This is a genomic window from Salinicola halophilus (genome assembly GCF_003206155.1).
GTDB classification, from domain to species: Bacteria; Pseudomonadota; Gammaproteobacteria; order Pseudomonadales; family Halomonadaceae; genus Salinicola; species Salinicola halophilus.
On record NZ_PZJV01000002.1, the window covers coordinates 277,437 to 297,526 of the forward strand.

The 20,090-nt window shown below is 67.7% G+C and carries 18 protein-coding genes; 4 read left to right on the top strand and 14 right to left on the bottom strand.

Annotated elements, in window-relative coordinates; all coding sequences use genetic code 11:
* The first annotated feature begins 66 nt into the window (after window positions 1-66).
* From araD1 to mmuM, 4 genes are all read left to right on the top strand, one after another.
* The gene (gene araD1 / locus DOM33_RS08945) at window positions 67-1,059 is read left to right on the top strand and encodes an AraD1 family protein (protein ID WP_110668033.1); all 993 of its coding nucleotides are present in this window, start codon (window positions 67-69) and stop codon (window positions 1,057-1,059) included.
* Window positions 1,060-1,139: 80 nt separating this feature from the next.
* Entirely contained in the window at window positions 1,140-2,939 is a 1,800-nt protein-coding gene (locus DOM33_RS08950) for an IlvD/Edd family dehydratase (protein ID WP_110668034.1), read from the top strand.
* A 253-nt stretch (window positions 2,940-3,192) separates the two neighbouring features.
* Complete coding sequence (locus DOM33_RS08955) at window positions 3,193-4,620, top strand: amino acid permease (RefSeq protein ID WP_110668036.1); 1,428 nt, start codon at window positions 3,193-3,195, stop codon at window positions 4,618-4,620.
* On the top strand, window positions 4,617-5,606 hold the full coding sequence (gene mmuM / locus DOM33_RS08960; protein WP_110668038.1) for a homocysteine S-methyltransferase: 990 nt from the start codon (window positions 4,617-4,619) through the stop codon (window positions 5,604-5,606). The genes DOM33_RS08955 and mmuM overlap by 4 nt, the downstream gene beginning before the upstream one ends.
* A 162-nt stretch (window positions 5,607-5,768) precedes the next feature.
* Here the strand turns inward: mmuM and DOM33_RS08965 are convergent, their stop codons facing one another.
* From DOM33_RS08965 to DOM33_RS09035, 14 genes are all read right to left on the bottom strand, one after another.
* Window positions 5,769-6,557 (bottom strand): FadR/GntR family transcriptional regulator, encoded by a 789-nt coding sequence (locus DOM33_RS08965; protein WP_420820186.1) that lies wholly within the window; start codon window positions 6,555-6,557, stop codon window positions 5,769-5,771.
* 319 nt (window positions 6,558-6,876) lie between these two features.
* Window positions 6,877-8,160 carry a TRAP transporter large permease gene (locus DOM33_RS08970; protein ID WP_110668042.1) on the bottom strand — a complete coding sequence of 428 codons (1,284 nt, stop codon included), beginning with the start codon at window positions 8,158-8,160 and terminating at the stop codon, window positions 6,877-6,879.
* 4 nt (window positions 8,161-8,164) lie between these two features.
* A complete protein-coding gene (locus DOM33_RS08975) occupies window positions 8,165-8,719 on the bottom strand; it encodes a TRAP transporter small permease (protein ID WP_110668044.1) in 555 nt (184 codons plus the stop codon).
* Between the two features lie 136 nt (window positions 8,720-8,855).
* On the bottom strand, window positions 8,856-9,857 hold the full coding sequence (locus DOM33_RS08980; protein WP_110668045.1) for a C4-dicarboxylate TRAP transporter substrate-binding protein: 1,002 nt from the start codon (window positions 9,855-9,857) through the stop codon (window positions 8,856-8,858).
* The gene (locus tag DOM33_RS08985; protein ID WP_239495310.1) at window positions 9,854-11,065 is read right to left on the bottom strand and encodes a mannitol dehydrogenase family protein; all 1,212 of its coding nucleotides are present in this window, start codon (window positions 11,063-11,065) and stop codon (window positions 9,854-9,856) included. Before DOM33_RS08985 ends, DOM33_RS08980 begins: the two co-directional genes overlap by 4 nt.
* A 26-nt stretch (window positions 11,066-11,091) precedes the next feature.
* Window positions 11,092-12,783, bottom strand: coding sequence for a UxaA family hydrolase (locus DOM33_RS08990; protein ID WP_110668047.1), 1,692 nt, complete (start codon window positions 12,781-12,783; stop codon window positions 11,092-11,094).
* Window positions 12,780-13,841 carry a zinc-binding alcohol dehydrogenase family protein gene (locus tag DOM33_RS08995; protein ID WP_110668049.1) on the bottom strand — a complete coding sequence of 354 codons (1,062 nt, stop codon included), beginning with the start codon at window positions 13,839-13,841 and terminating at the stop codon, window positions 12,780-12,782. The genes DOM33_RS08990 and DOM33_RS08995 overlap by 4 nt, the downstream gene beginning before the upstream one ends.
* A 150-nt stretch (window positions 13,842-13,991) precedes the next feature.
* Window positions 13,992-15,029: an ABC transporter substrate-binding protein gene (locus DOM33_RS09000; RefSeq protein ID WP_162617944.1), complete on the bottom strand. Its 1,038-nt coding sequence runs from the start codon at window positions 15,027-15,029 to the stop codon at window positions 13,992-13,994.
* A gap of 151 nt (window positions 15,030-15,180) precedes the next feature.
* Complete coding sequence (locus DOM33_RS09005; RefSeq protein WP_110668053.1) at window positions 15,181-15,939, bottom strand: ATP-binding cassette domain-containing protein; 759 nt, start codon at window positions 15,937-15,939, stop codon at window positions 15,181-15,183.
* Window positions 15,940-16,096: 157 nt separating this feature from the next.
* Window positions 16,097-17,113 (bottom strand): ABC transporter permease, encoded by a 1,017-nt coding sequence (locus DOM33_RS09015; RefSeq protein WP_110668057.1) that lies wholly within the window; start codon window positions 17,111-17,113, stop codon window positions 16,097-16,099.
* Window positions 17,071-17,409 (bottom strand): L-rhamnose mutarotase, encoded by a 339-nt coding sequence (locus tag DOM33_RS09020; RefSeq protein WP_110668059.1) that lies wholly within the window; start codon window positions 17,407-17,409, stop codon window positions 17,071-17,073. Before DOM33_RS09020 ends, DOM33_RS09015 begins: the two co-directional genes overlap by 43 nt.
* Before the next feature lie 17 nt (window positions 17,410-17,426).
* Window positions 17,427-18,206 (bottom strand): SDR family oxidoreductase, encoded by a 780-nt coding sequence (locus DOM33_RS09025; RefSeq protein WP_110668061.1) that lies wholly within the window; start codon window positions 18,204-18,206, stop codon window positions 17,427-17,429.
* Window positions 18,203-19,141 carry an amidohydrolase family protein gene (locus tag DOM33_RS09030; RefSeq protein ID WP_110668063.1) on the bottom strand — a complete coding sequence of 313 codons (939 nt, stop codon included), beginning with the start codon at window positions 19,139-19,141 and terminating at the stop codon, window positions 18,203-18,205. Before DOM33_RS09030 ends, DOM33_RS09025 begins: the two co-directional genes overlap by 4 nt.
* Window positions 19,142-19,183: 42 nt before the next feature.
* Window positions 19,184-20,026: an ureidoglycolate lyase gene (locus DOM33_RS09035; protein ID WP_110668064.1), complete on the bottom strand. Its 843-nt coding sequence runs from the start codon at window positions 20,024-20,026 to the stop codon at window positions 19,184-19,186.
* Between the last annotated feature and the right edge of the window lie 64 nt (window positions 20,027-20,090).

Below are 20,090 nucleotides of genomic sequence, written 5' to 3' on the forward strand. Positions count from 1 at the left end.
CCAGCGAGTCGGTGAGTGAACGAGTCGGCGAGCCAACGAGCCAACGAGCCCACCAGGAGAGTGTCCATGCGTCTGATCCAGTTTCTCGAGAACAACCGCCTGGCGGTCGGCTACGTCGAAAGCGACAGCCAGGTGCGCCTCGTCGAGGGAGAGGGCGGCGTCTACGCCTTGGCCCGGCGCGCCATCGCTGAGTCGCGCGCGCTGACCGAGGTCGTCGAAGCCGCGCTCACCGAGACCCGTCTCGACTACGCCGAGCTGGTCGAGCAGCGCCGCCTGCTGCCGCCGTTGACCCATGCCGACCCGGCGCACTGCCTGGTCACCGGTACGGGGCTGACGCATCTGGGCAGCGCCGACACCCGCTCGGCGATGCACGCCGCCCAAAAGATCGACGAGAGCGAACTGACCGACTCCATGCGCATGTTCCGCATGGGCCTGGAGGCGGGGAAACCGGCGCACGGTAAGGTCGGGCCGCAGCCGGAGTGGTTCTACAAGGGGGACGGTGACTGCGTGGTCGCCCCGGAGGCCGACATTCCGTCTCCCGCTTTCGCCGAGGACGCCGGCGAGGAGCCGGAGCTGGCGGGTCTCTACCTCATCGGCGAGGACGGCACGCCGTGGCGGGTGGGGTACGCCATCGGCAACGAGTTCTCGGACCACGTCACCGAGCGCTTCAACTATCTGTGGCTGGCGCACTCCAAGCTTCGCGCCTGCAGCTTCGGGCCGGAGCTTCTGATCGGCGAGCTGCCGGAGAGTCTCGAGGGCACCAGCCGCATCGTGCGTGACGGCCGCGTGCTGTGGGAGAAGCCGTTCGCCACCGGCGAGGCCAACATGGCGCACAGTCTGGCGAATCTCGAGCACCACCACTTCAAGTACGACAATTTCCGCCGCCCCGGCGACGTCCACGTTCATTTCTTCGGCACGGCCACCCTGAGCTTTGCCGATAGCGTGGTGGTCGAGCCCGGGGATCGCTACGAGATCACGCTGCCGGCCTTCGGCCGCACGCTGCGCAACACGCTGAAGCCGGCGGACGATCGCGGCTACTCGGCGGCGAAGGCGCTCTAGATCCGACGATGAGCCTTGTCTCTCTCGTTGACGGCGGGAGAGGCGCACCGACTGCAAGACACCGAAGAGAGCGACGAGTCATGAGCGATCACCCCCGCGTCACCCCCGACCGCCTGCGCTCCCGCTGGTGGTTCGACAATCCCGACCACGCCGGCACCACCGCGCTGTGTCTCGAGCGCTACATGAACTACGGCATCACGCTGGAAGAGCTCTCGTCGGGGCGGCCGATCATCGGTATCGCCCAGTCCGGCTCGGATCTCACGCCCTGCAACCGCCACCATATCGATCTGGTCGAGCGGACCAAGGCGGGCATTCGCGCTGCCGGCGGGGTGCCGTTCGAGTTCCCGCTGCATCCGATCCACGAGAACGTGCGCCGGCCGACGGCGGGGCTCGATCGCAACCTCGCTTACCTCGGCCTGGTCGAGGTGCTGCACGGCTATCCGCTGGACGGGGTGGTGCTCACCACCGGCTGCGACAAGACCACGCCGGCGTGCCTGATGGCGGCGGCGACCGCCGATCTCCCGGCGATCGTGCTCTCCGGCGGGCCGATGCTCAACGGCTGGCGGGGCGCCGAGCGGGTCGGGTCCGGCACCATCGTCTGGGAGCTGCGCAAGCGCCTTGCGGTCGGCGAGATCGACTACCCCGAGTTTCTCGCCCGCATCGCCGACTCCGCCCCCTCGGTGGGCCACTGCAACACCATGGGCACCGCCTCGACCATGAACTCCATGGCCGAGGCGCTCGGCATGAGTCTGCCCGGCTCGGCGATGATTCCCGCGCCCTACAAGGAGCGGCCGATGGTCGCCTACGCCACCGGCGCGCGCATCGTCGAAATGGTGTGGGAGGATCTGCGACCCAGCCGAATTCTCACCCGCGAGGCGTTCGAGAACGCCATCGTCGTCTGCTCGGCACTGGGCGGGTCGAGCAACGCCCCGGTCCACATCAACGCCATCGCCCGCCACGTCGGCATCGAGATCGACAACGACGACTGGGAGCGTCTCGGTCACGCCATTCCGCTACTCGCCAACGTGATGCCGGCGGGGGCCTACCTCGGCGAGGAGTTCTTCCGCGCCGGCGGGGTACCGGCGGTGGTCAACGAACTGCTCGGCGCCGAGCGGCTGCACGCCGATGCGCCTACCGTCAACGGTTTCACCCTCGGTGAGAACTGCCGCGGGCGAGAGACTCAGGATGCTGACGTCATCCGGCGCTTCGACGACCCGCTGGTCGCCTCGGCGGGGTTCATCAATCTCAAGGGCAATCTGTTCGACTCGGCGCTGATGAAGACCAGCGTCATCTCGACGGACTTTCGCGCGCGCTACCTCTCCAACCCGGCGGATATCGATGCCTTCGAGGGGCGGGTGGCGGTGTTCGACGGCTCCGAGGACTACCACGCGCGTATCGACGACCCGGCCCTCGGCCTCGACGAGAACTCGATCCTCGTGATGCGCGGCGCGGGGCCGGTGGGGCATCCCGGCAGCGCCGAGGTGGTCAACATGCAGCCGCCGGAAGCGCTGATCAAAAGCGGTATCGACTCGCTGCCGTGTCTGGGGGACGGGCGCCAGTCCGGCACCTCCGGCTCGCCGTCGATCCTGAATGCCTCGCCCGAGGCGGCCACCGGCGGGGCGCTGGCACTGCTCGAGACCGGCGACCGGCTGCGCGTCGATCTGCGGCGCGGTCAGGTGACGCTCATGGTCGACGACGCCGAGCTCGACGCCCGCCGCACTCGGCTCGAGGCCGCCGGCGGCTACCCGTATCGGGATCACCAGACGCCGTGGCAGGAGATCCAGCGCTCGATGATCGAACCGCTCGATCGCGGCATGACGCTCAGGCCCGCCACCAAGTACCGCGCCATCGCCTGGGACTTGCCGCGGGACAATCACTGAGCCAAGAGCCAAGAGCCAAGAGCCAAGAGCCAAGAGCCAAGAGCCAAGAGCCAAGAGCCAAGAGCCAAGAGCCAAGAGCCAAGAGCCACGCGCTTCGACGGCGGCGGGGCGCCAGGCCCCCGCGTTACGCTCGCGCATCGTCTTGTTCCCAAACGGTCTTACGCATCAACGTCTTGCGTCCCCGTTCGGGGGCGAGATTGATTACCATTGCGGCCCCCGACACTGAGTCAACGAGCCGCAAGGGTAGTGTTTCATGAGTGACAGCGAAGACTCGACGTTCAAGCGCAGCATGCAGAGCCGGCATCTGGTGATGCTGTCGCTGGGTGGCGTCATCGGTACCGGGCTCTTTCTGAGTTCCGGCTATACCGTCAATCAGGCCGGGCCGTTCGGCGCGATACTGGCCTATCTCATCGGGGGCGTCATCGCCTGGCTGGTGATGATGTGCCTGGGCGAGCTGACGGTGCAGATGCCGGAAGCGGGCGCCTTCAGCGCTCACGCCACGCGCTTCATCGGCCCGGCCACGGGCTACACCGTCGCCTGGCTCTACTGGCTCACCTGGACGGTGGCGCTGGGCTCGGAGTTCACCGCCGCCGCAGTCTTCATGGGCCGCTGGTTTCCCGATCTGCCCGGCTGGTACTGGAGCGCGATCTTCGCGCTGATCGTCTTCGCCACCAACGCCATCACCACCCGGCTTTTCGCCGAGACGGAGTTCTGGCTGTCGCTGATCAAGGTCGCCACGGTGGTGGTCTTCGTCGCGCTCGGCGGCGCGGCAGTGGTGGGCTTCGTGCCGCTGGCGGGCGAGACGGCGAGCGGGGCGCCCGGGCTCGACAACCTCTTCGCCGAGGGGCTCTTTCCCACCGGCTATCTCGCCATCGGCACCACGCTGCTGGCGGTGATGTTCGCCTTCTCCGGCACCGAGCTGATCGGCATCGCCGCCGGCGAGACCGTCGACCCCGAGACCAACGTGCCCCGGGCGATCCGCGCCACGCTCTGGCGGCTGGTGCTCTTCTTCGTCGGCACCATCGTGGTGATCGCGGCGCTGCTGCCCCGCGAGCAGGCCGGGCTGGTCGAGAGCCCCTTCGTCGCAGTGTTCGACCGCATCGGCGTGCCGGGCGCGGCGGACGTCATCAATCTGGTGATCATCACCGCGCTGCTGTCGGCGGCCAATTCCGGGCTCTACGCCGCCTCGCGCATGCTCTGGACGCTGTCGCGTCAGGGCACGCTGCCCAGGGCGCTGGGGCGGCTCAATCGCCGCGGCATCCCCATGAATGCCCTCACGCTGAGCATGATCGGCGGATTCGGTTCGCTGTTCTCGAGCCTCTACGCGCCGGACGTGGTCTATCTGGCGCTGGTGTCGATCTCCGGACTCGCCGTGGTGGTCGTGTGGATGGCGATCGCGCTGAGTCAGTACCGCTTTCGCCGCGAGTACGTGCGCGCCGGCAACGATCCGCGGGATCTGCGCTACCGGACGCCGGGGTATCCCTTCGTGCCACTCGCCGCCTTCGGCTTTTGCCTGCTCGCCTGCGTGGGCATCGCCTTCGATCCGCAGCAGCGCGTCGCGCTCTACTTCGGCGTGCCCTTCATCGCGCTCTGCTACGCCACCTACTATCTGACCCGTTCGGGGCAGCGGGCTGTCGGGCAGACTCGCAACGCCGAACCCACTGAGGAGACGCCGACATGAGTGCCAACGCGACGTTCGATTCCCTGGCCAACCCTATCGCCGAGATCGCCGCGCGCTTCGGCTTCATGATCGTCGACGGTGCGCTCGCCACCGAGCTCGAGCGCCTGGGCTGCGACCTGAACGACGCCCTCTGGTCGGCGCGGATTCTGGATGAATCGCCGCAGACGATTCGCGATGTCCACCGCGCCTACTTCGAGGCCGGCGCCGACTGCGCCATTACCGCGAGCTATCAGGCGACCCGAGAGGGATTCATGCGCGCCGGGCTCGACGCCGAGACGGCGGACGAATTGATGCGTCGCTCGGTGACGCTGGCCCGCGAGGCGCGGGACGCCTTCTGGCGCGAGCAGGGAGACGCCGTCGCGAGACCCTATCCGCTGGTGGCGGCCTCGGTGGGGCCTTACGGGGCGTTTCTCGCCGACGGCAGCGAGTACCGCGGCTACGCCGATTCGACAATCGACCGGGCTTTCCTCGCCGACTTTCACCGCCCGCGCCTGGAGACGCTGCTGGCCGCCGGGCCGGATCTGCTCGCGGTGGAGACGCTGCCGTCACTCGAGGAGGCGCTGGCGATTGCCGATCTGCTGGAAGCGCTCGACGCTCGCGCCTGGATCACCTTCTCGGCGAAGGATGGCGAGCACATCAGCGACGGCACGCCCATCGCCGACTGCGCCCGGGCACTGGCGGGCCGACCCAACGTGGTCGCCATGGGGATCAACTGCACCGCACTTGTGCACATCGAGCCGCTGATCGCGACGATTCGCACCCGGACCGCGCTGCCGGTGATCGTCTATCCCAACTCCGGCGAGCACTACGATCCGGTGGCCAAACGCTGGCACGCGGCGGATGCGCTGGCGGGCGCGGCGCCGGCGGATCTCGCCGACGGTCTCTCGCGCTGGCTGGCGGCGGGGGCGAGCGCCGTCGGCGGCTGCTGTCGGACGGGGCCGACGGATATTCGTGCGCTCGCCGAGCGGCGTCGGCGCGCGCGCTAGCCGGCGTGCCGGGCGTCGTTACGTCGGGCGTCGTTACGCCGGGCGTCGTTACGCCGGGCGTCGTTACGCCGGGCGTCGTCGTGCATCGCGTGCTTTCGGCGTTTCGGTTCGGTCGGGGGTTCTGGTTCGGTCGAGCACTTTGGTTCTGCCGAGCGTTCTGGTTCAGTCGGGCACCAGGCCGAGCCGCATCTGCGGCATCTCGATGCCCAGCGCGTTCGCCGTCCCCTCGAGCAGGGTGACGGAGGCGAAGAAGGCGTCCCGCGGGCGGCGAGTGCGGATGCACTCCATCACCTGGCGGTGGCGCTCCAGGCTGTCACCTGGCGCGCTCTCGCTGACGTTGGAGGTCTCGATGAGCAGGTGGATGGAGGGGCGTAGAATGTGCGAGAGCTGCGTCCAGACGATGTTGTGCGTCGCCTTGAAGATGGCGACGTGAAAGGCGACGTCCCAGTCGTTGTGCAGGCGGGCGCGTTCGGCCGCATCCGCCGGGGCGTCACGCAGATGCTGGCCCATCCCCTCGAAGGCCTCCTCCAGGGCCACCAGATCCCGCGCGGTGGCACGACTCGCCGCGGTCATCGCCACGTAGGGCTCCACGTCGAAGCGAAACGCCAGGATGTCGCGCTGGATGCCGGGGTTGGGGGTCGCGAAGCGTGTCATCCAGATGGTGATCTGCGGGTCGAGAATGTTCCAGTCCGAGAACTCGCGAACGCGAGAGCCGTAGCCGGAGATCCGCTCGATCAGACCGGCATCCACCAGCCGGCGCAGCTCGCTGCGCACGGCGGAGCGGTTGCGTTCGAACCGCGTGCAGAGATCGACCTCCCGCGGCAGGAAGTCCCCCGGCCGGTAGTCCCCGGTGAAGATGTCGCGCACCAGGGATTCGGCCACGCCAAGCGTCGACGCCGTCTCGTCCGATACGGCGCCGTTCGAAGAGATATCGCTACGAAAAGAGGTCACGCGAGGGCGTCTCCGGTCTCGAAATCGGTCGCGGCGACGACCCGTCGCCCGAATCGACGCGACTATGTTCAACATAGGCGCCGATAACGTCATCTTACCGGTACGCCCGGTGGGCGGCGAGACCGAGCGTCTCGTCGATTTGTCGAAGGCGGCGGCTGGAAGAGAGGGGCACGGCCAGCGCGACTCGCAAAGGCCGGTGGGCAGGAGCGAGCTCCGCCGGCAGGCAAGAGGCCGGCGGGCAGGAAAGTGACCGACGAGTAGGAGAGCGGCCGGCGAATTCGCCGGCCCCGGTCGTTTTGCGGCTCGCCTCGGTCGCGGCTCAGAACACCCAGTTGGGCAGCGTAAGCGAGACCGCCGGCACGAAGGTCACCACCAGCAGCAGTCCCACCAGCAGCAGCCAGTAGGGCATCACCGCGCGGATGAAGTCGGGTATCGACACCCCGGTGATCGAGCAGGTGGTGAACATCACCGTGCCCAGCGGCGGGGTGATGGTGCCGATCGAGGCGTTGAGGATGAAGACGATGCCGAAGTGCACCGGATCGATGCCGAACTGCGCGGCCACCGGTGCCAGCAGCGGCGAGAGCACGATCAGGATGGCGTTGCCCTCCAGGAACATGCCCAGAATCAGCAGCAGCGCGTTGGCGATGAGCAGAAAGGCGACCGCACTGCCCACCTCCGAGGAGAGCAGCAGGGCGATCTGCTGGGGAATCTGCTCCCATGTCAGCACCCGGGCGAAGCCGGAGGCCACGGCGATGATGAACAGCACGTTGACCGAGGCCATCAGCGACTCTCGCGTTGCCAGCGCGACGCTGCCGAGCCCCATCTGGCGGTAGACGAAGAGCCCCACGATGAGCGCGTAGAGCACCGCCATCGCCCCCGCCTCGGTGGGGGTGAAGAGGCCCACGCGAATGCCGCCGATCACCACCACCGGCAGCAGCAGCGCGATGATGCCCGCCCGGGTGACGCTGATCCATTCGACGCGAGAGACCCGCTCGCGGCGCGGCGGCTGATAGCCGAGCCGACGACACTGGCGAGAGACCAGGAACATCAGTGCCACGGCCATCAATACGCCCGGGACGACCCCGGCGAGAAACAGCCGGCCGATGGAGACGTTGTTGACGTAGCCGTAGACGATCAGCGCGATACCCGGCGGAATGGTCGAGGTGACCAGCGACGACGAAGCGGTAACCGCGCTCGAGAACGCCTTCGGATAGCCGGCGGCGGTCATGCTGGGCACCAGGAGCTTGGCGTTCATCGCGGCGTCGGCGATGTTGGAGCCGGAGAGCCCGCCCATGAAGGTGCTCAGCAGCACGTTGGCCTGGGCCAGCCCGCCGTGGAGTCGTCGGGTCATCAGCTCGGCCAGCTTGAGCAGCCGCTCGGTGATGCCGGAGTGGTTCATGAACACGCCGGCCATGATGAAAAACGGGATCGCCAGCAGCGAAACCGACTCCAGACCGCCGGCGAGGCGCTGGATCAGCATCACCATCGGCTGGTCGGCGCCGACCAGAAAGTAGACGAGACTCGAGGCGAACAGCGCGAACGCGACCGGCGTGCCGAGGCAGAAGAGAACGAAGAGCGCGACGAGGGCGAATCCGACGGCCATGAAGTTACTCCCGGTGTCCGTCGGCAGTGCCGAGCGTCGAGTGAAGTGGCGTGCCGGCTGGCGCCGGCTCCGCGCCGGGACCGGCGACGTCGCGGTCGTCGGTGATGAGCCGCACCACGGCGTGATAGAGCATCAGTACCGCGCTGATCGGAATGGCGATGTGCACCCAGTAATAGGGAATTTGCAGCATCGGCGTGGCGCGAAAGCGCGAGAACGGCAGCAGCTCGAGGCCCCAGAAGAGCATCGCCAGCGCGCAGAGCGCGACGACACCGACGTTGAACAGCCGCACGTTCCAGCGGGCGAGGGCGGCGGGCAGCTTGTCGTTGAGCAGGCCGATCAGCACGTGCTCGTTGCGTCGGACCAGGGCGCTGGCGCCGAGAAAGCTGGCCCAGACGAGCAGCAATTGCAGGATCTCTTCGCTCCAAGCCAGCGGCGAAGAGAGGAAATAGCGCATGAAGACATTGGCGATCGCGACCAGGAACAGGCCGAACAGGGCCAGGCTCGCGATCACCTCGTCGAGCCGCATCACACGGTCGACGGCTCTGAATAGCGTTGGCATGAGGCGATCTCTCGGCGACGCGGCGCTTGCGTCGCGGTGGTGACAGGCAATCTTTCCGCAAGGCTTGGGGGAACGAGGTCGAGCGAGCCCGGCGACGCCCGCGTCGATGATGCGGGCCGCCGCCGGGCGCGGCGCGTCACTCCTCCATGATCTGGCGGATCCGGTCGTAGAGACCGTCGCTCCACTGCGGAAAGGCAGCGGGAATCTCTTCGCCGGCGCGCTCGCGGAACGCCGTGGTGTCCAGTTCGTGGACCTCGACGCCGGCGTTGGTCAGCGCCTGCATCGACTTGGCGGTCTCCTGCTCCACCAGGCCGCGCAGGTTGGTCGCCATCTCCTGGCCGGTCTCGGTGAGAATCTGCTGCTCTTCGGCCGAGAGCTGGTCCCAGAACGCCTGGCCGGTGACGAAGGGCGCCACGGTATGCATGTGCCCGGTCAGGTTGAGCGTCTTGACCACCTCATAGAACTTGCCGCCGTAGAGCACCGGCAGCGGGTTCTCGACGCCGTCGACCAGCCCCTGAGCGAGGGCCGGATAGACGTCGCCCAGCGACATCGGCGTCGGCACCGCCCCCATCGCCTCGATCGCGGCGACGTACATCGGCGAGTTCTGCACCCGAACCTTTACCCCGGCGAGATCCTGTGGCGCGGAGACGGCGTTGCGCGACAGCAGGTGGCGCACGCCGTAGACCGTGTTGGGAATCACGATGTGATAGCCCGCGGCCTCGACCTTCTGCTCCTGCTCGGCGAACCAGTCGGAGTCGAAGACCTTGAGCTTGCTGTCGAAATCCTCGGCGAGATAGGGCGCGTCGAGCACCGCGAGATCCGGCACCGAGCTCATGAAGTTGGAGTAGGCGGTGATGGTGATCAGCGGCGAGCCGAAACGCGCCTGCTCCATCACTTCGGTCTCGCCGCCGAGCTGGCTGGCGGGAAAGGCCGCGAGGGTGAGTTCACCGTCGCTCGCCTCGGCGACGCGTTCGGCCCACGCCTTGACCGCGACGTCGACCGGCTCGCCGGGCTGGTTGCCGTAGGCGACGCGGATCTCGGTGGCCGCCTCGGCCGTCAGCGGGGCGAGAGAGAGAGCGAACAGCGTGCCGAATCCGGCAAGCGTCGCGGTGAAGCGAGGGGGGTTGGACTTTGTCATGACGTGCTCCTTACGGGGTCGTTATCGTCGGACTTCTCGCGCAGCGCCTGTGCGAGGTGGGGTGTGGCGATGCCCGCCGCCGCGGCCATCTCGACCACCGGCTTGAGCCGCCGCTCGAGCTTGGCGGCATGGTTCTGGGCGATGTCGGCGAGGCGGTGATCGAGATACGGATTGGCGAAGCGCTCCAGCGTCACGTCGCGGTATGCCGTAAGCGTCGCCAGCGGCAGCCGGGTGGCCAGCGCCGGCAGCACCTCGCGGTCGAGCACGTCCGTCAGCGGTTCGACCAGCGCTGCGGTCGCCATCGCCTCGCGCACGAAATCGACCGGCTCGCCGGCGCAGCGCCAGCGATGAACGAGAAAGGTGTGGGCGAGATTGAGCACGTGGAGCTTCAGCAGCGCCTGCGGCGCGAGATCGTCGACGATCTCCACGTCCGGATGGACACAGGGGATCGCCATCCCCGGCTCGCACTGGATCGCCCACAGGGCGTAGGGCTCGGCGATGGCGCCGAGCGGCTCCAGCGGGGCGGAAACGATGCGATCCACCAGGGTGTTCGCCCACACGCAGCGCGTCTCGAGCCACTCGATAAAGTCGGCGGTGTCGCGCGGCGTTTCCACCTTTCGAGCATCGCCGTCGCGCCGCGCCATCTCGACGACGAGCGCCTTGAGCGTCGCCGCGTTGGCGTCGATCAGCTCGCAGGGCAGGATCGTCAGCCCCTCGCCGCCGGCCTCGAAGCGCGCGCGCAGCAGCTGGGTCAGCTTGCCGGGATAGCTCGTGGGTATCGCGTTCAGGCTCGAGTCGTCGCCGATCTCGAAGCCGCCGTCGGCAGTATTGGAGACGATGATTCGGGCATGCTCGACCACGTGGCGGGTAATGGCCGGCCATGCCTCCTCGGCGATCGCGCAGTCGGCGACGCTCTCGACGATCTGCTCGTCATCGACGCGCTCGCCGTCGCGCTGACCGCGAACGCGTACGGGATAGCGGCGCGCCTCGGCCAGCGCCCGCGCCTTGCGCTTGCCCTCCTCCCGCGGTGAGGTCTGGACCACCAGAATGCGCGCCTCGCTCGCCCCGCGGGACAGCGAGTCGGAGACCAGTGCGTCGACGTGGGCGAGCAGAAAGCGCCCGGTGCCGAACTGGACGATGGTGGCGTCCGGCGGGAAGACACGGGGTTCGTCGGTCATGACGTGATTCATCATCGCGTCGCTGTGCATGTCGTCGCTTTTCCTAATGTCGCTGTTCATAACGACACCCCGCGCTTCCAGGGGATGAAGTCGTGCTGGGAGAGGCGCTGGGCGTGGGATGGGTGCCGCCCGGAGGCGACCTCGATGCAGAGCGTGAGCAGCGCATCGGCGAGCTCCCCGATGTCGCGCTCGCCGCGCACGATGGGCCCGGCGTCGAAATCGATGATGTCGCGCATCCGCCTGGCCATCTCGCTGTTGCTGGCGATCTTGAGTACCGGCGCGACCGGGTTACCGGTGGGCGTGCCGAGTCCGGTGGTGAAGACGATCAGGTTGGCGCCGGAGCCGGCCAGCGCCGTGGTCGACTCGACGTCGTTACCCGGCGAGCAGAGCAGGCTGAGCCCGGCACGGCGGTGCGGCTCGGTGTAGTCGAGCACGTCGACCACCGGGCTATCGCCGCCTTTCTTCGCCGCCCCGGCGGACTTCATGGCGTCGGTGATCAAGCCGTCGCGGATGTTGCCCGGGGACGGGTTCATGGCGAAGTCCGCTCCCACCGCGGCGGCGTGACGCTGATACGCCGCGATCAGCTGGCTGAAGCGCTCGGCAGTGGGGACGTCGACGCAGCGGGCGATCAGCTCGTGTTCGACGCCGCAGAGCTCCGGGAACTCGCTCAGGATGCCGCTGCCGCCGAGCGCCACCAGCCGGTCGACCACCGCCCCCACCAGCGGATTGGCGGAGATGCCGGAGAAGCCGTCGGAGCCGCCGCACTCGACGCCGAGGGTCAGCTTCGACAGCGGCGCCGGCTGGCGAGTCACCCGGTCGGCCGCCGCCAGGCCGTCGAAGATCGAGCGCAGGGCATCGCGGATCAGCGCGTCCTCGCTGGCCGACGACTGCTGGTCGAAGTAGTCCACCGTCTTCAGTCCCTGCGGATCGCGTTCCGCCACCGCGGCCTTGAGCATGCGGATCTGCGCCTTTTGGCATCCCAGGCTCAGCACCGTCGCGCCAGCGACGTTGGGGTGGCAGACGTAGCCGGCGAGCAGCTGGCACAGCGCCTCGGCGTCGTCGTCGGTGCCGCCGCAGCCGAGCGTGTGGGTGAGAAAGCGCACGCCGTCGACGTTGGGAAAGCGTCCGGGCGCGCCGGCGTCGATGGCATCGGCCGCGGTCGAATCCGGGCTGTCGTCCCGCGTGTCGTCGAGCATTCGTCGCGCCATGCGCTTGTAGTCCCGGTAGGGGTCGTCCCCCAGCGCGTCGGCGACGCACTGGCGCAGCACCTCGATGTTACGGTTCTCGCAGAACACCAGCGGGATCACCAGCCAGACGTTGGTCGTGCCGACTCGCCCGTCCGGACGATGGAAGCCGTCGAAGGTCGTCCCCTGAAAGCGCGACGTATCCGGCGGCGTCCAGCCCTTGGTGCCGGGCACCGCCTGATCGTTGCCGGTGGCATGGGCGAGGTTTTCCGTGGTGATCGCGCCGCCGCGGACGATCGGCCGAGTCGCGCGGCCGACGGTGACCCCGTACATGGTGACGATGGCGTTCTCGGCGAGATCGACGAGCGCAAACTTGTGCTTGGCGCGGACGTTGTCGGCGAGCCGCACGGTGTCGCCATCGAGGGTGACTTCGCGCCCGGCCGGCAGATCGGTCAGCGCGACGCCGACGTTGTCCCGCGGGTGAATGCGCAGACTGGTGCGCGCTGGCGCATCGCTGCCGATCACGGCGTTGGCCGTGTCGTCGCGCTGGGTGAACTCGCTCATGACGTCGCTCCCGCCGCGGGTTCTTCGTCGAGAGGCTTTTCGTCGAGGGTGACCATCGCCTTGATGACGCCGCTCTGCGGGTCGCACCAGGTCGGCATCAGTGTCGGCAGATCGGCGAGCGCGCCGCGGTGGGTGATCAGCGGCGCCGTCTGGATGTCGCCGCTGGCCATCAGTCGCGTCACCGTCTCGAAATCCTCCCGGGTGGCGTTGCGGCTGCCCAGCAGAGTCAGCTCCTTCTTGTGGAAGTCCGGGTCGCTGAAGCTGATGTCCGCCTTGACCACGCTGACCAGCACGTAGCGTCCGCCGTGGCCGGCGAAGTCGAAGCCGCGGTTCATCGCGGCCGGGTTGCCGGTGGCGTCGAACACCACGTCGGCCAGGGCGCCGTCGTTCATCGCCTCGATTTCGGCGATGACGTCATCCTCGACGGCGTGCCAGACGGCATCCGCACCGAGAGTGTCTCGGCACAGATCGAGGCGCCGCCGGTTGGTGTCGACCATCGCCACCCGCGCGCCCCGGCTCTTGGCCACCTGCAGCACGCCGATGCCGATCGGGCCGGCGCCGACCACCACCACGAAGTCACTCTGCTCGACCTGGCCGCGGCGCACCGCGTGAGCGCCGATCGCCTGACACTCCACCAGCGCCAGCGCCTCCGCCGACAGTCCCGGCGCCGGCACCAGGTGCGAGGCGGGAACGTTCAGCGTTTCCGCCATGCCGCCGTCGCGGTGCACGCCGACCACTTCCAGTCGCTGGCAGCAGTTGGTGCGCCCCTGTCGACAGGCGCGGCACTCGCCGCAGTGCAGATAGGGAATGACGTAGACCGTCTGCTTCAGCAGCGCCTCGTCGACGCCCTCGCCGACGGCGACCACCTCGCCGCCGAGCTCGTGCCCCAGCACTCGCGGATAGGCGAAGTAGGGCTGGTTGCCGCCGAAGGCATGGATGTCGGTGCCGCAGATACCGATGCGCCGGATCGCGACCTGCGCTTCCGCGGGCGCGGGAGCCTGCACCGGGCGCTCGATGACGGCCATTTCGCCGGGCTTCGAACAGACGACGACTTGCATGTTTGGACTCCTGAAACGCCGACCCGGTGTGTCAAAGGAACAAAGGTCGGACCAATGTGTGGACGGTGGGCCCGGCGGATACCCAGATTGCCGGGCGTAGGATCGATCGAAGGGGCCGGCTCGACTCGGCGGGCTCGGCCCCGGCTCGGGTCAGTCGTCGCCTGCCGCAGTCGCGCTCGGTGCCAGATACGGCGTCAGCTGGCGCTGCTTGGGATCGAGCAGGCCGGTGAAGTCGGGTTCGTCGACGCTCTCGGTGGTCGCGACATGGACGCCGGTGTCGACGCTCGTGGGCAGCGCGACGCCCTGCGAGGCGGCGTAGGCGAACCACACGCCGGTGTAGCCCATCATGTAGGGGTCCTGGACGACGAGAGAGTCGATGATGCCCTGGCGCAGGAAATCGACCTCCAGCTCGCTGGAGTCGAACGCCACCAGACAGACATCCTCGGCGCCCTGCTCGGCGAACGCGGTGCCGGCACCGTCGCCCATCAGCTGGTTGTCGGCAAAGATACCCTTGAGATCGGGGTAGCGGTTGAGCAGGTCGAGGGTGTCGTTCATCGCCTTGGCGGTATCGTTGTTGGCCACCCGATTGTCGACGACCTCGATCTCCGGATACTCGCCGATCGCATCGAGGAAACCGTTGTCGCGGGAGACCAGTGACTCGCCGTTGGGATTGGTCCGCAGATAGGCCACCTGGCCCGCCGGCTCACCGCCGGTTCGCTCCATGCACTCGGCCAGCGCATGGCCGGCGCGCTGGCCGGCGGCGAAGTTGTCGGTGGCGATCAGCGAGGCGTAGCGGTCGGTGTCGACCCCGGAGTCGATGATGACCACCGGAATGCCGGCGTCGGTCGCGCTCTCGACGGGGCCCGCCATGGCGTCGTTGGAGACCGGGGCGAGGACGATCGCCGACGGCTGACGGCTGATCAGGTTCTCCATGATCGCGATCTGACGCGCGACCTCGGTCTCGTTGGCCGGCCCCAGCTCCTCGATCTGGATACCGAGACGGTCGGCGGCCTGATGGGCGCCGTCGAAGACCGCCTGCCAGTAGGAGGCGGTGGTCGCCTTGATCACCACCGGAATGGTGATGTCACTCTCCTGGGCGCTGGCGAGCGGACTCGCCGAGAGCCCGGCGAGGGCGACGCCGAGGGCGAGCGGGGCGAATCGGGGTGAGCATGGCGTGTGGCGTGGCATGAGCGTTCTCCGCCTGTTGTGGTTGGTCTTCGGGTCCTGCCGTCGTTGCCTGTCGAACGGCTCTGGCTGTCGAACCGTTCTACCCATCGAACCGCCTGGCGAATCGAACCGCCTGGCGAATCGAACCGCTTGGCTTCGAAACCGGCCGCGCTCAGGCGGCGCTCTCCCGGCGTTCGCTGTAGCCGGTCATGTACTTGATCAGCTCTTCCTGGGTGGTCTCCTCGGATCGGGTGACGTGGACGATGCGGCCGCGATACATCACCGCGATGCGGTCGGCGACTTCGAGGATCTCCACCAGGTTGTGGCCGATGTAGATCACCCCCACGCCCTTGGCGGCGAGCATTCGCGAGAGCTTGATGACGTTCTCCCGCTCCATGACCGCCAGCGCCGCGGTGGGCTCGTCGAGGATCACCACCTTGGCGTCCCAGTAGAGGGCGCGGGCGATGGCGACGGCCTGGCGCTGGCCGCCAGAGAGCCCGGCCACCGTCGTCGCGCCGTCGGGGATGTGGCTCTCGATGCTGTCGATCAGCCGCTGGGTCTCCTGCTGGATGCGGCCGCGGTCGATCACCGGCAGCAGCCCGAGCCAGCGCCGAGTCGGCTCGCGACCCAGGAAGATGTTGGCACCCACCGAGAGCTCGTCGGCCAGCGCCAGATCCTGATAGACCGTCTCGATACCCGCGCGACGCGCCTCCTTGGGAGAGTCGAACGAGACCGCTTCGCCGCCGAGACTGATGTCGCCGCCGTCGCGCCGGTAGACGCCGGAGATGTGCTTGATCAGCGTCGACTTGCCGGCACCGTTGTCGCCCACCACCGCGAGCACTTCGCCGGCCTCGAGGGTGAGGTCGACCCCGCAGAGGACTTCCACGGCACCGAAGCGCTTCTTGAGGTCCCTAACTTCGAGTAGTGACATTCTCTATCTCCTATGGAAGCTCTGAATCAATCGCCGAGCGAGATGAAGCACAAGGCGCACGGAACACAGAAAACGAGACATAACTTGGGGTTAGGCGAGTTTTCGAGTACCGCGCAACGCAGTGATTCGCTCGCGCAGGCATTGGTTCAGTGTTTCCTCATTTCACGCCGCTCTGGCGGCGCTTGTGCAGGTTGTCGACGTAGACGACCGCGGCGATGAGCACGCCGGTGGCGACCATCTGCCAGAACGAGTCGATGCCCAGCAGATTGGCGGCGTTGGCGATGGTGGCGAACAGCAGCGCGCCGATGAAGGTGCCGAGCACGCTGCCGCGGCCGCCGAAGAGGCTGGCGCCGCCGACCACGGCGGCGGCGATGGCGTTGAGCTCGTAGGCGACGCCGGCGGTGGGCGAGCCGATGCTCATGCGTGACATCAGCAGCATGCCGGCGATGCAGGCCGTGACCGAGCTGATGATGTAGGCGAAGAAGACGATGCGCTTGATGTTGATGCCGGCCCGGCGGGCGGACTCGTGGTTGCTGCCCATGGCGAGCATGTAGCGCCCGGTGCGGGTGCGGCTGAGGATGAAGTGCAGCACCAGGCCGATGATCAGCATGCTCCAGAACAGCGACGGAATGCCGAGCCACTCGGCGCGGGCGAAAGTGGAGAGCGCCTTGGGCAGACCGAAGACGCTGGTGCCGTCGCTGACCAGAAAGGCGCCGCCGCGAAACGCCTGCAGGCCGGCGAGGGTGATGATGAACGCCGGGATGCCGAGGCGGTAGACGGAGAAGGCGTTGAGCGAGCCGATCGCCACGCCCAGCAGCAGCGTCAGACCGATCGCCAGCGGGATGGGGACGCCGGCGGTCAGAAGGCTCGCGCAGACCACGCCGGAGAGTGCCACCACCGAGCCTACCGAAAGATCGATGCCGCGGATCAGGATCGGAAACAGCACGCCGAAGGCGATGATGCTGTCGATCGACACCTGGCGCAGGATGTTGACGACATTGTTGGCGGTGAGAAAGGTCGAGGTCGTCAGCGCCATGACGATCCACAGCGCCAGGGTGAGACCGAGAACCAGCGTCTCCACTGGCAGCCCCCACTTGCGCAGGTGCCGCGTGCGCGTGGCGGCCGGCGCTTTCATGCGTCGTCCAAGCGATAGATTGGCGTCATGCGCTGCCATTTGTGGTTCTCCTCCGTCCAGGGCGTCGGGCGCTGGAAGCGCCACATTGCCGTTTCCCACCGTTGTACCGCCGGGTTGTCACGCTCGGCGGCGGCCATGGCGTCGAAGCTGAACCGGTCATCGTCGGTCTCCATGACCATCGTCAGCCGCAAGCCCAATCGAAAGATCTCGAGTCGTGTCACGCCGCAGGCTCTGAGGTGTGACTCGACTTCCGGCCAGACCTCGCGGTGATGCCGTTCGTACTCCTGGATCAGCGCGTCGTCATCGACCAGATCCAGCGCAAGGCAGTAACGCATGTCGTCGGTCTCCGCGATCAGGGCGCCGTCATGGCGCGATCGAGATGGACGTAGCCGCCGTCGACGTGAAGCCACTGACCGGTGGTGTGCGACGCCCGCGGCGACAGCAGGAAGAGCACACTGTCGGCGATCTCCCGCGGCTCGGTCATGCGCTGTCCGAAGGGGATGGCCGCTTCGATCGACGCCAGGCGGGCCTCGCTGTCGTCGAAGCTGTCGATCCAGCGCCGATAGAGCGGCGTCATCACCTCCGCCGGCACGACGGCGTTGACCCGAACGCCATCGCCGGCGAGGCTCACCGCCCACTCCCGGGTCAGCGCCAGCTGGGCGCCCTTGGCGGCGCTGTAGCCGCTGGTATCGCCCTGACCGGTGAGCGCGGTCTTGGAGGCGACGTTGACGATCGCCCCGCGGCTCTCGCGCAGATGGGGCAGGCCGTGATGCGCCATGGCGTAGTAATGGAGGAGGTTGCGATCCAGCGAGGCCTGGAACGCCTCGACGCCGGCCTCGAGGCTCACCCGATCGTTGACCCCGGCGTTGTTGACCAGGGCGTCGAGTCGCCCGTGGCGCGCGACGGTTTGCGCGATGGCCTCGCGACAGGCGTCGTCGTCGGTCAGCTCGGTGGCGACGAAGTCCACCGACGCGGAGTCGCGCAGCCCGGCGAGCCATGCCGCCGGCGGGGTATCGCGAGCGACGATCACGACGATCGCCCCCTCGGCAACCAGCCCTTCGGTGATCGCCGCGCCGATGCCCGAAGCGCCACCGGTGACGATCACGACCTTGCCGGCCAGCTCGAGATTCATGGGCGACGCTCCTGCGTGGAAGAGTGGGCTTGGGTATCGAGCCAGGTATCGAGACGGGTATCGAGATCGGCGTCGAGCGCGGGGGGCGGCATCAGCCCGTACCAGCGCTGGGCATTGCCGCCGAACAGCGCGTCCCGGTCGAGGCCGCGCTCGGTGGCCCAGTCATCGACGAGGGCGAAGGCCGCCCGGTAATCGCCGGCGACGCGACAGACCGGCCAGTCGGAGCCGAAGAGCAGCCGGCGTTCGCCGAAGGTCTCCAGCGCCACGTCGAGATACGGCCGAAGATCCTCGGGGCGCCACCGCTGCCAGTCGGCCTCGGTGATCAGCCCGGACACCTTGCAGGCGAGGTGGGGCAGTTCGCCCAGGCGAGCGAACTCGCGCCGCCAATCGTCGAATGCGGATCGACGCACGGATTCGAGATGGCTGCGCACGTCGGGCTTACCCAGATGATCGAGAACCAGCGTGTGAGCGTCGCAGGCGCGGCAGAAGTCGAGCGTCGCCGGCAGATGGGCCGCGGTAACCAGCACGTCGTAGCACCAGCCGGCCCGCTGTAGCCGCTGAACGCCGCGCTGGACGTCGCCTCGACGCAGATAGTCGCTGGGATCGGACTCGTCCTGAATCAGGTGGCGGAAGCCGCAGAGCCTTGATCCGTGCCAGCGCTCGAGTGTGGCGTCGAGATCGTCGGCTTCCAGATCCACCCAGCCGACGACGCCGACGATCGACGCCTCCCGCTCGGCGAGATCCAGCAGGAAGTCGGTCTCCTCGAGCACCGGCCGCGCCTGCACCGCGATCGTCGCCTCGATGCCACAAGCCTCCCGCTCGGCGGCGAGATCCGGCGGCAGAAAATCCCGCTTGAGTTCGCCCATGGCATCGTCGATCCACGGAAAATCGCTCGCTCGGTAGTGCCAGAAATGCTGATGGGCATCGATACGCATGACGGTGACCTCCGTGGGCGACGAGCCGATGCGGCGGTGGTATCAGCTCTCGATGCAGCGCTGCTGCTGTTCGCCGAGCCCCTCGATGCCCAGCCGCATGACCTGTCCCGGTTTCAGGAAGACCTTGGGGTTCTGGCCCATGCCCACGCCCGGCGGCGTACCGGTGGAGATGACGTCACCCGGCTGCAGGCTCATGAAGCGGCTGAGATAGGCGACCAGGTGGGCGACGCCGTAGACCATCGTCTGGGTGGAGCCGTTCTGGTAGCGCTTGCCGTCGACCTCGAGCCACATGTCGAGATTCTGCGGGTCGTCGATCTCGTCGCGAGTGACCAGCCAGGGGCCGAGCGGACCGAAGGTGTCGCAGCCCTTGCCCTTGTCCCAGCTGCCGCAGCGCTCGAGCTGGAATTCACGCTCGGAGACGTCGTTGACCACGCAGTAGCCGGCGACGTGATCGAGCGCATCGGCCTCGTCGATGTAGCGTCCGCCGGTGCCGATGACCACGCCGAGCTCGACTTCCCAGTCGGTCTTCTGCGAGCCGCGGGGAATCTCCACGTCGTCGTCGGGTCCGCAGATCGCGCTGGTCCACTTGTTGAAGATGACCGGCTCGGCGGGCACTTCCGAGCCGGTCTCGGCGGCGTGATCGGAGTAGTTCAGACCGATGCAGATGAACTTGCCCACGCGACCCACGCAGGGCCCGAGGCGCGAATCCGTCGCGACTGCTGGCAGGCTTTGGAGATCGAGTCTGGCGAGCCTGGCGAGGCCCGCCTCACTGAGAATGTCGCCGGCGATGTCGTCGATCTCGCCCGAGAGATCGCGGATGACACCGTTGGCATCGACGATGCCGGGTTTTTCCTGACCCTTGGGGCCGTGGCGCAGCAGTTTCATGAAGACTCCTTTAGAGAAAGCGTTGGGTGATTTTTCGGAAAAACGGTTTGAGTGACTTTGAGAC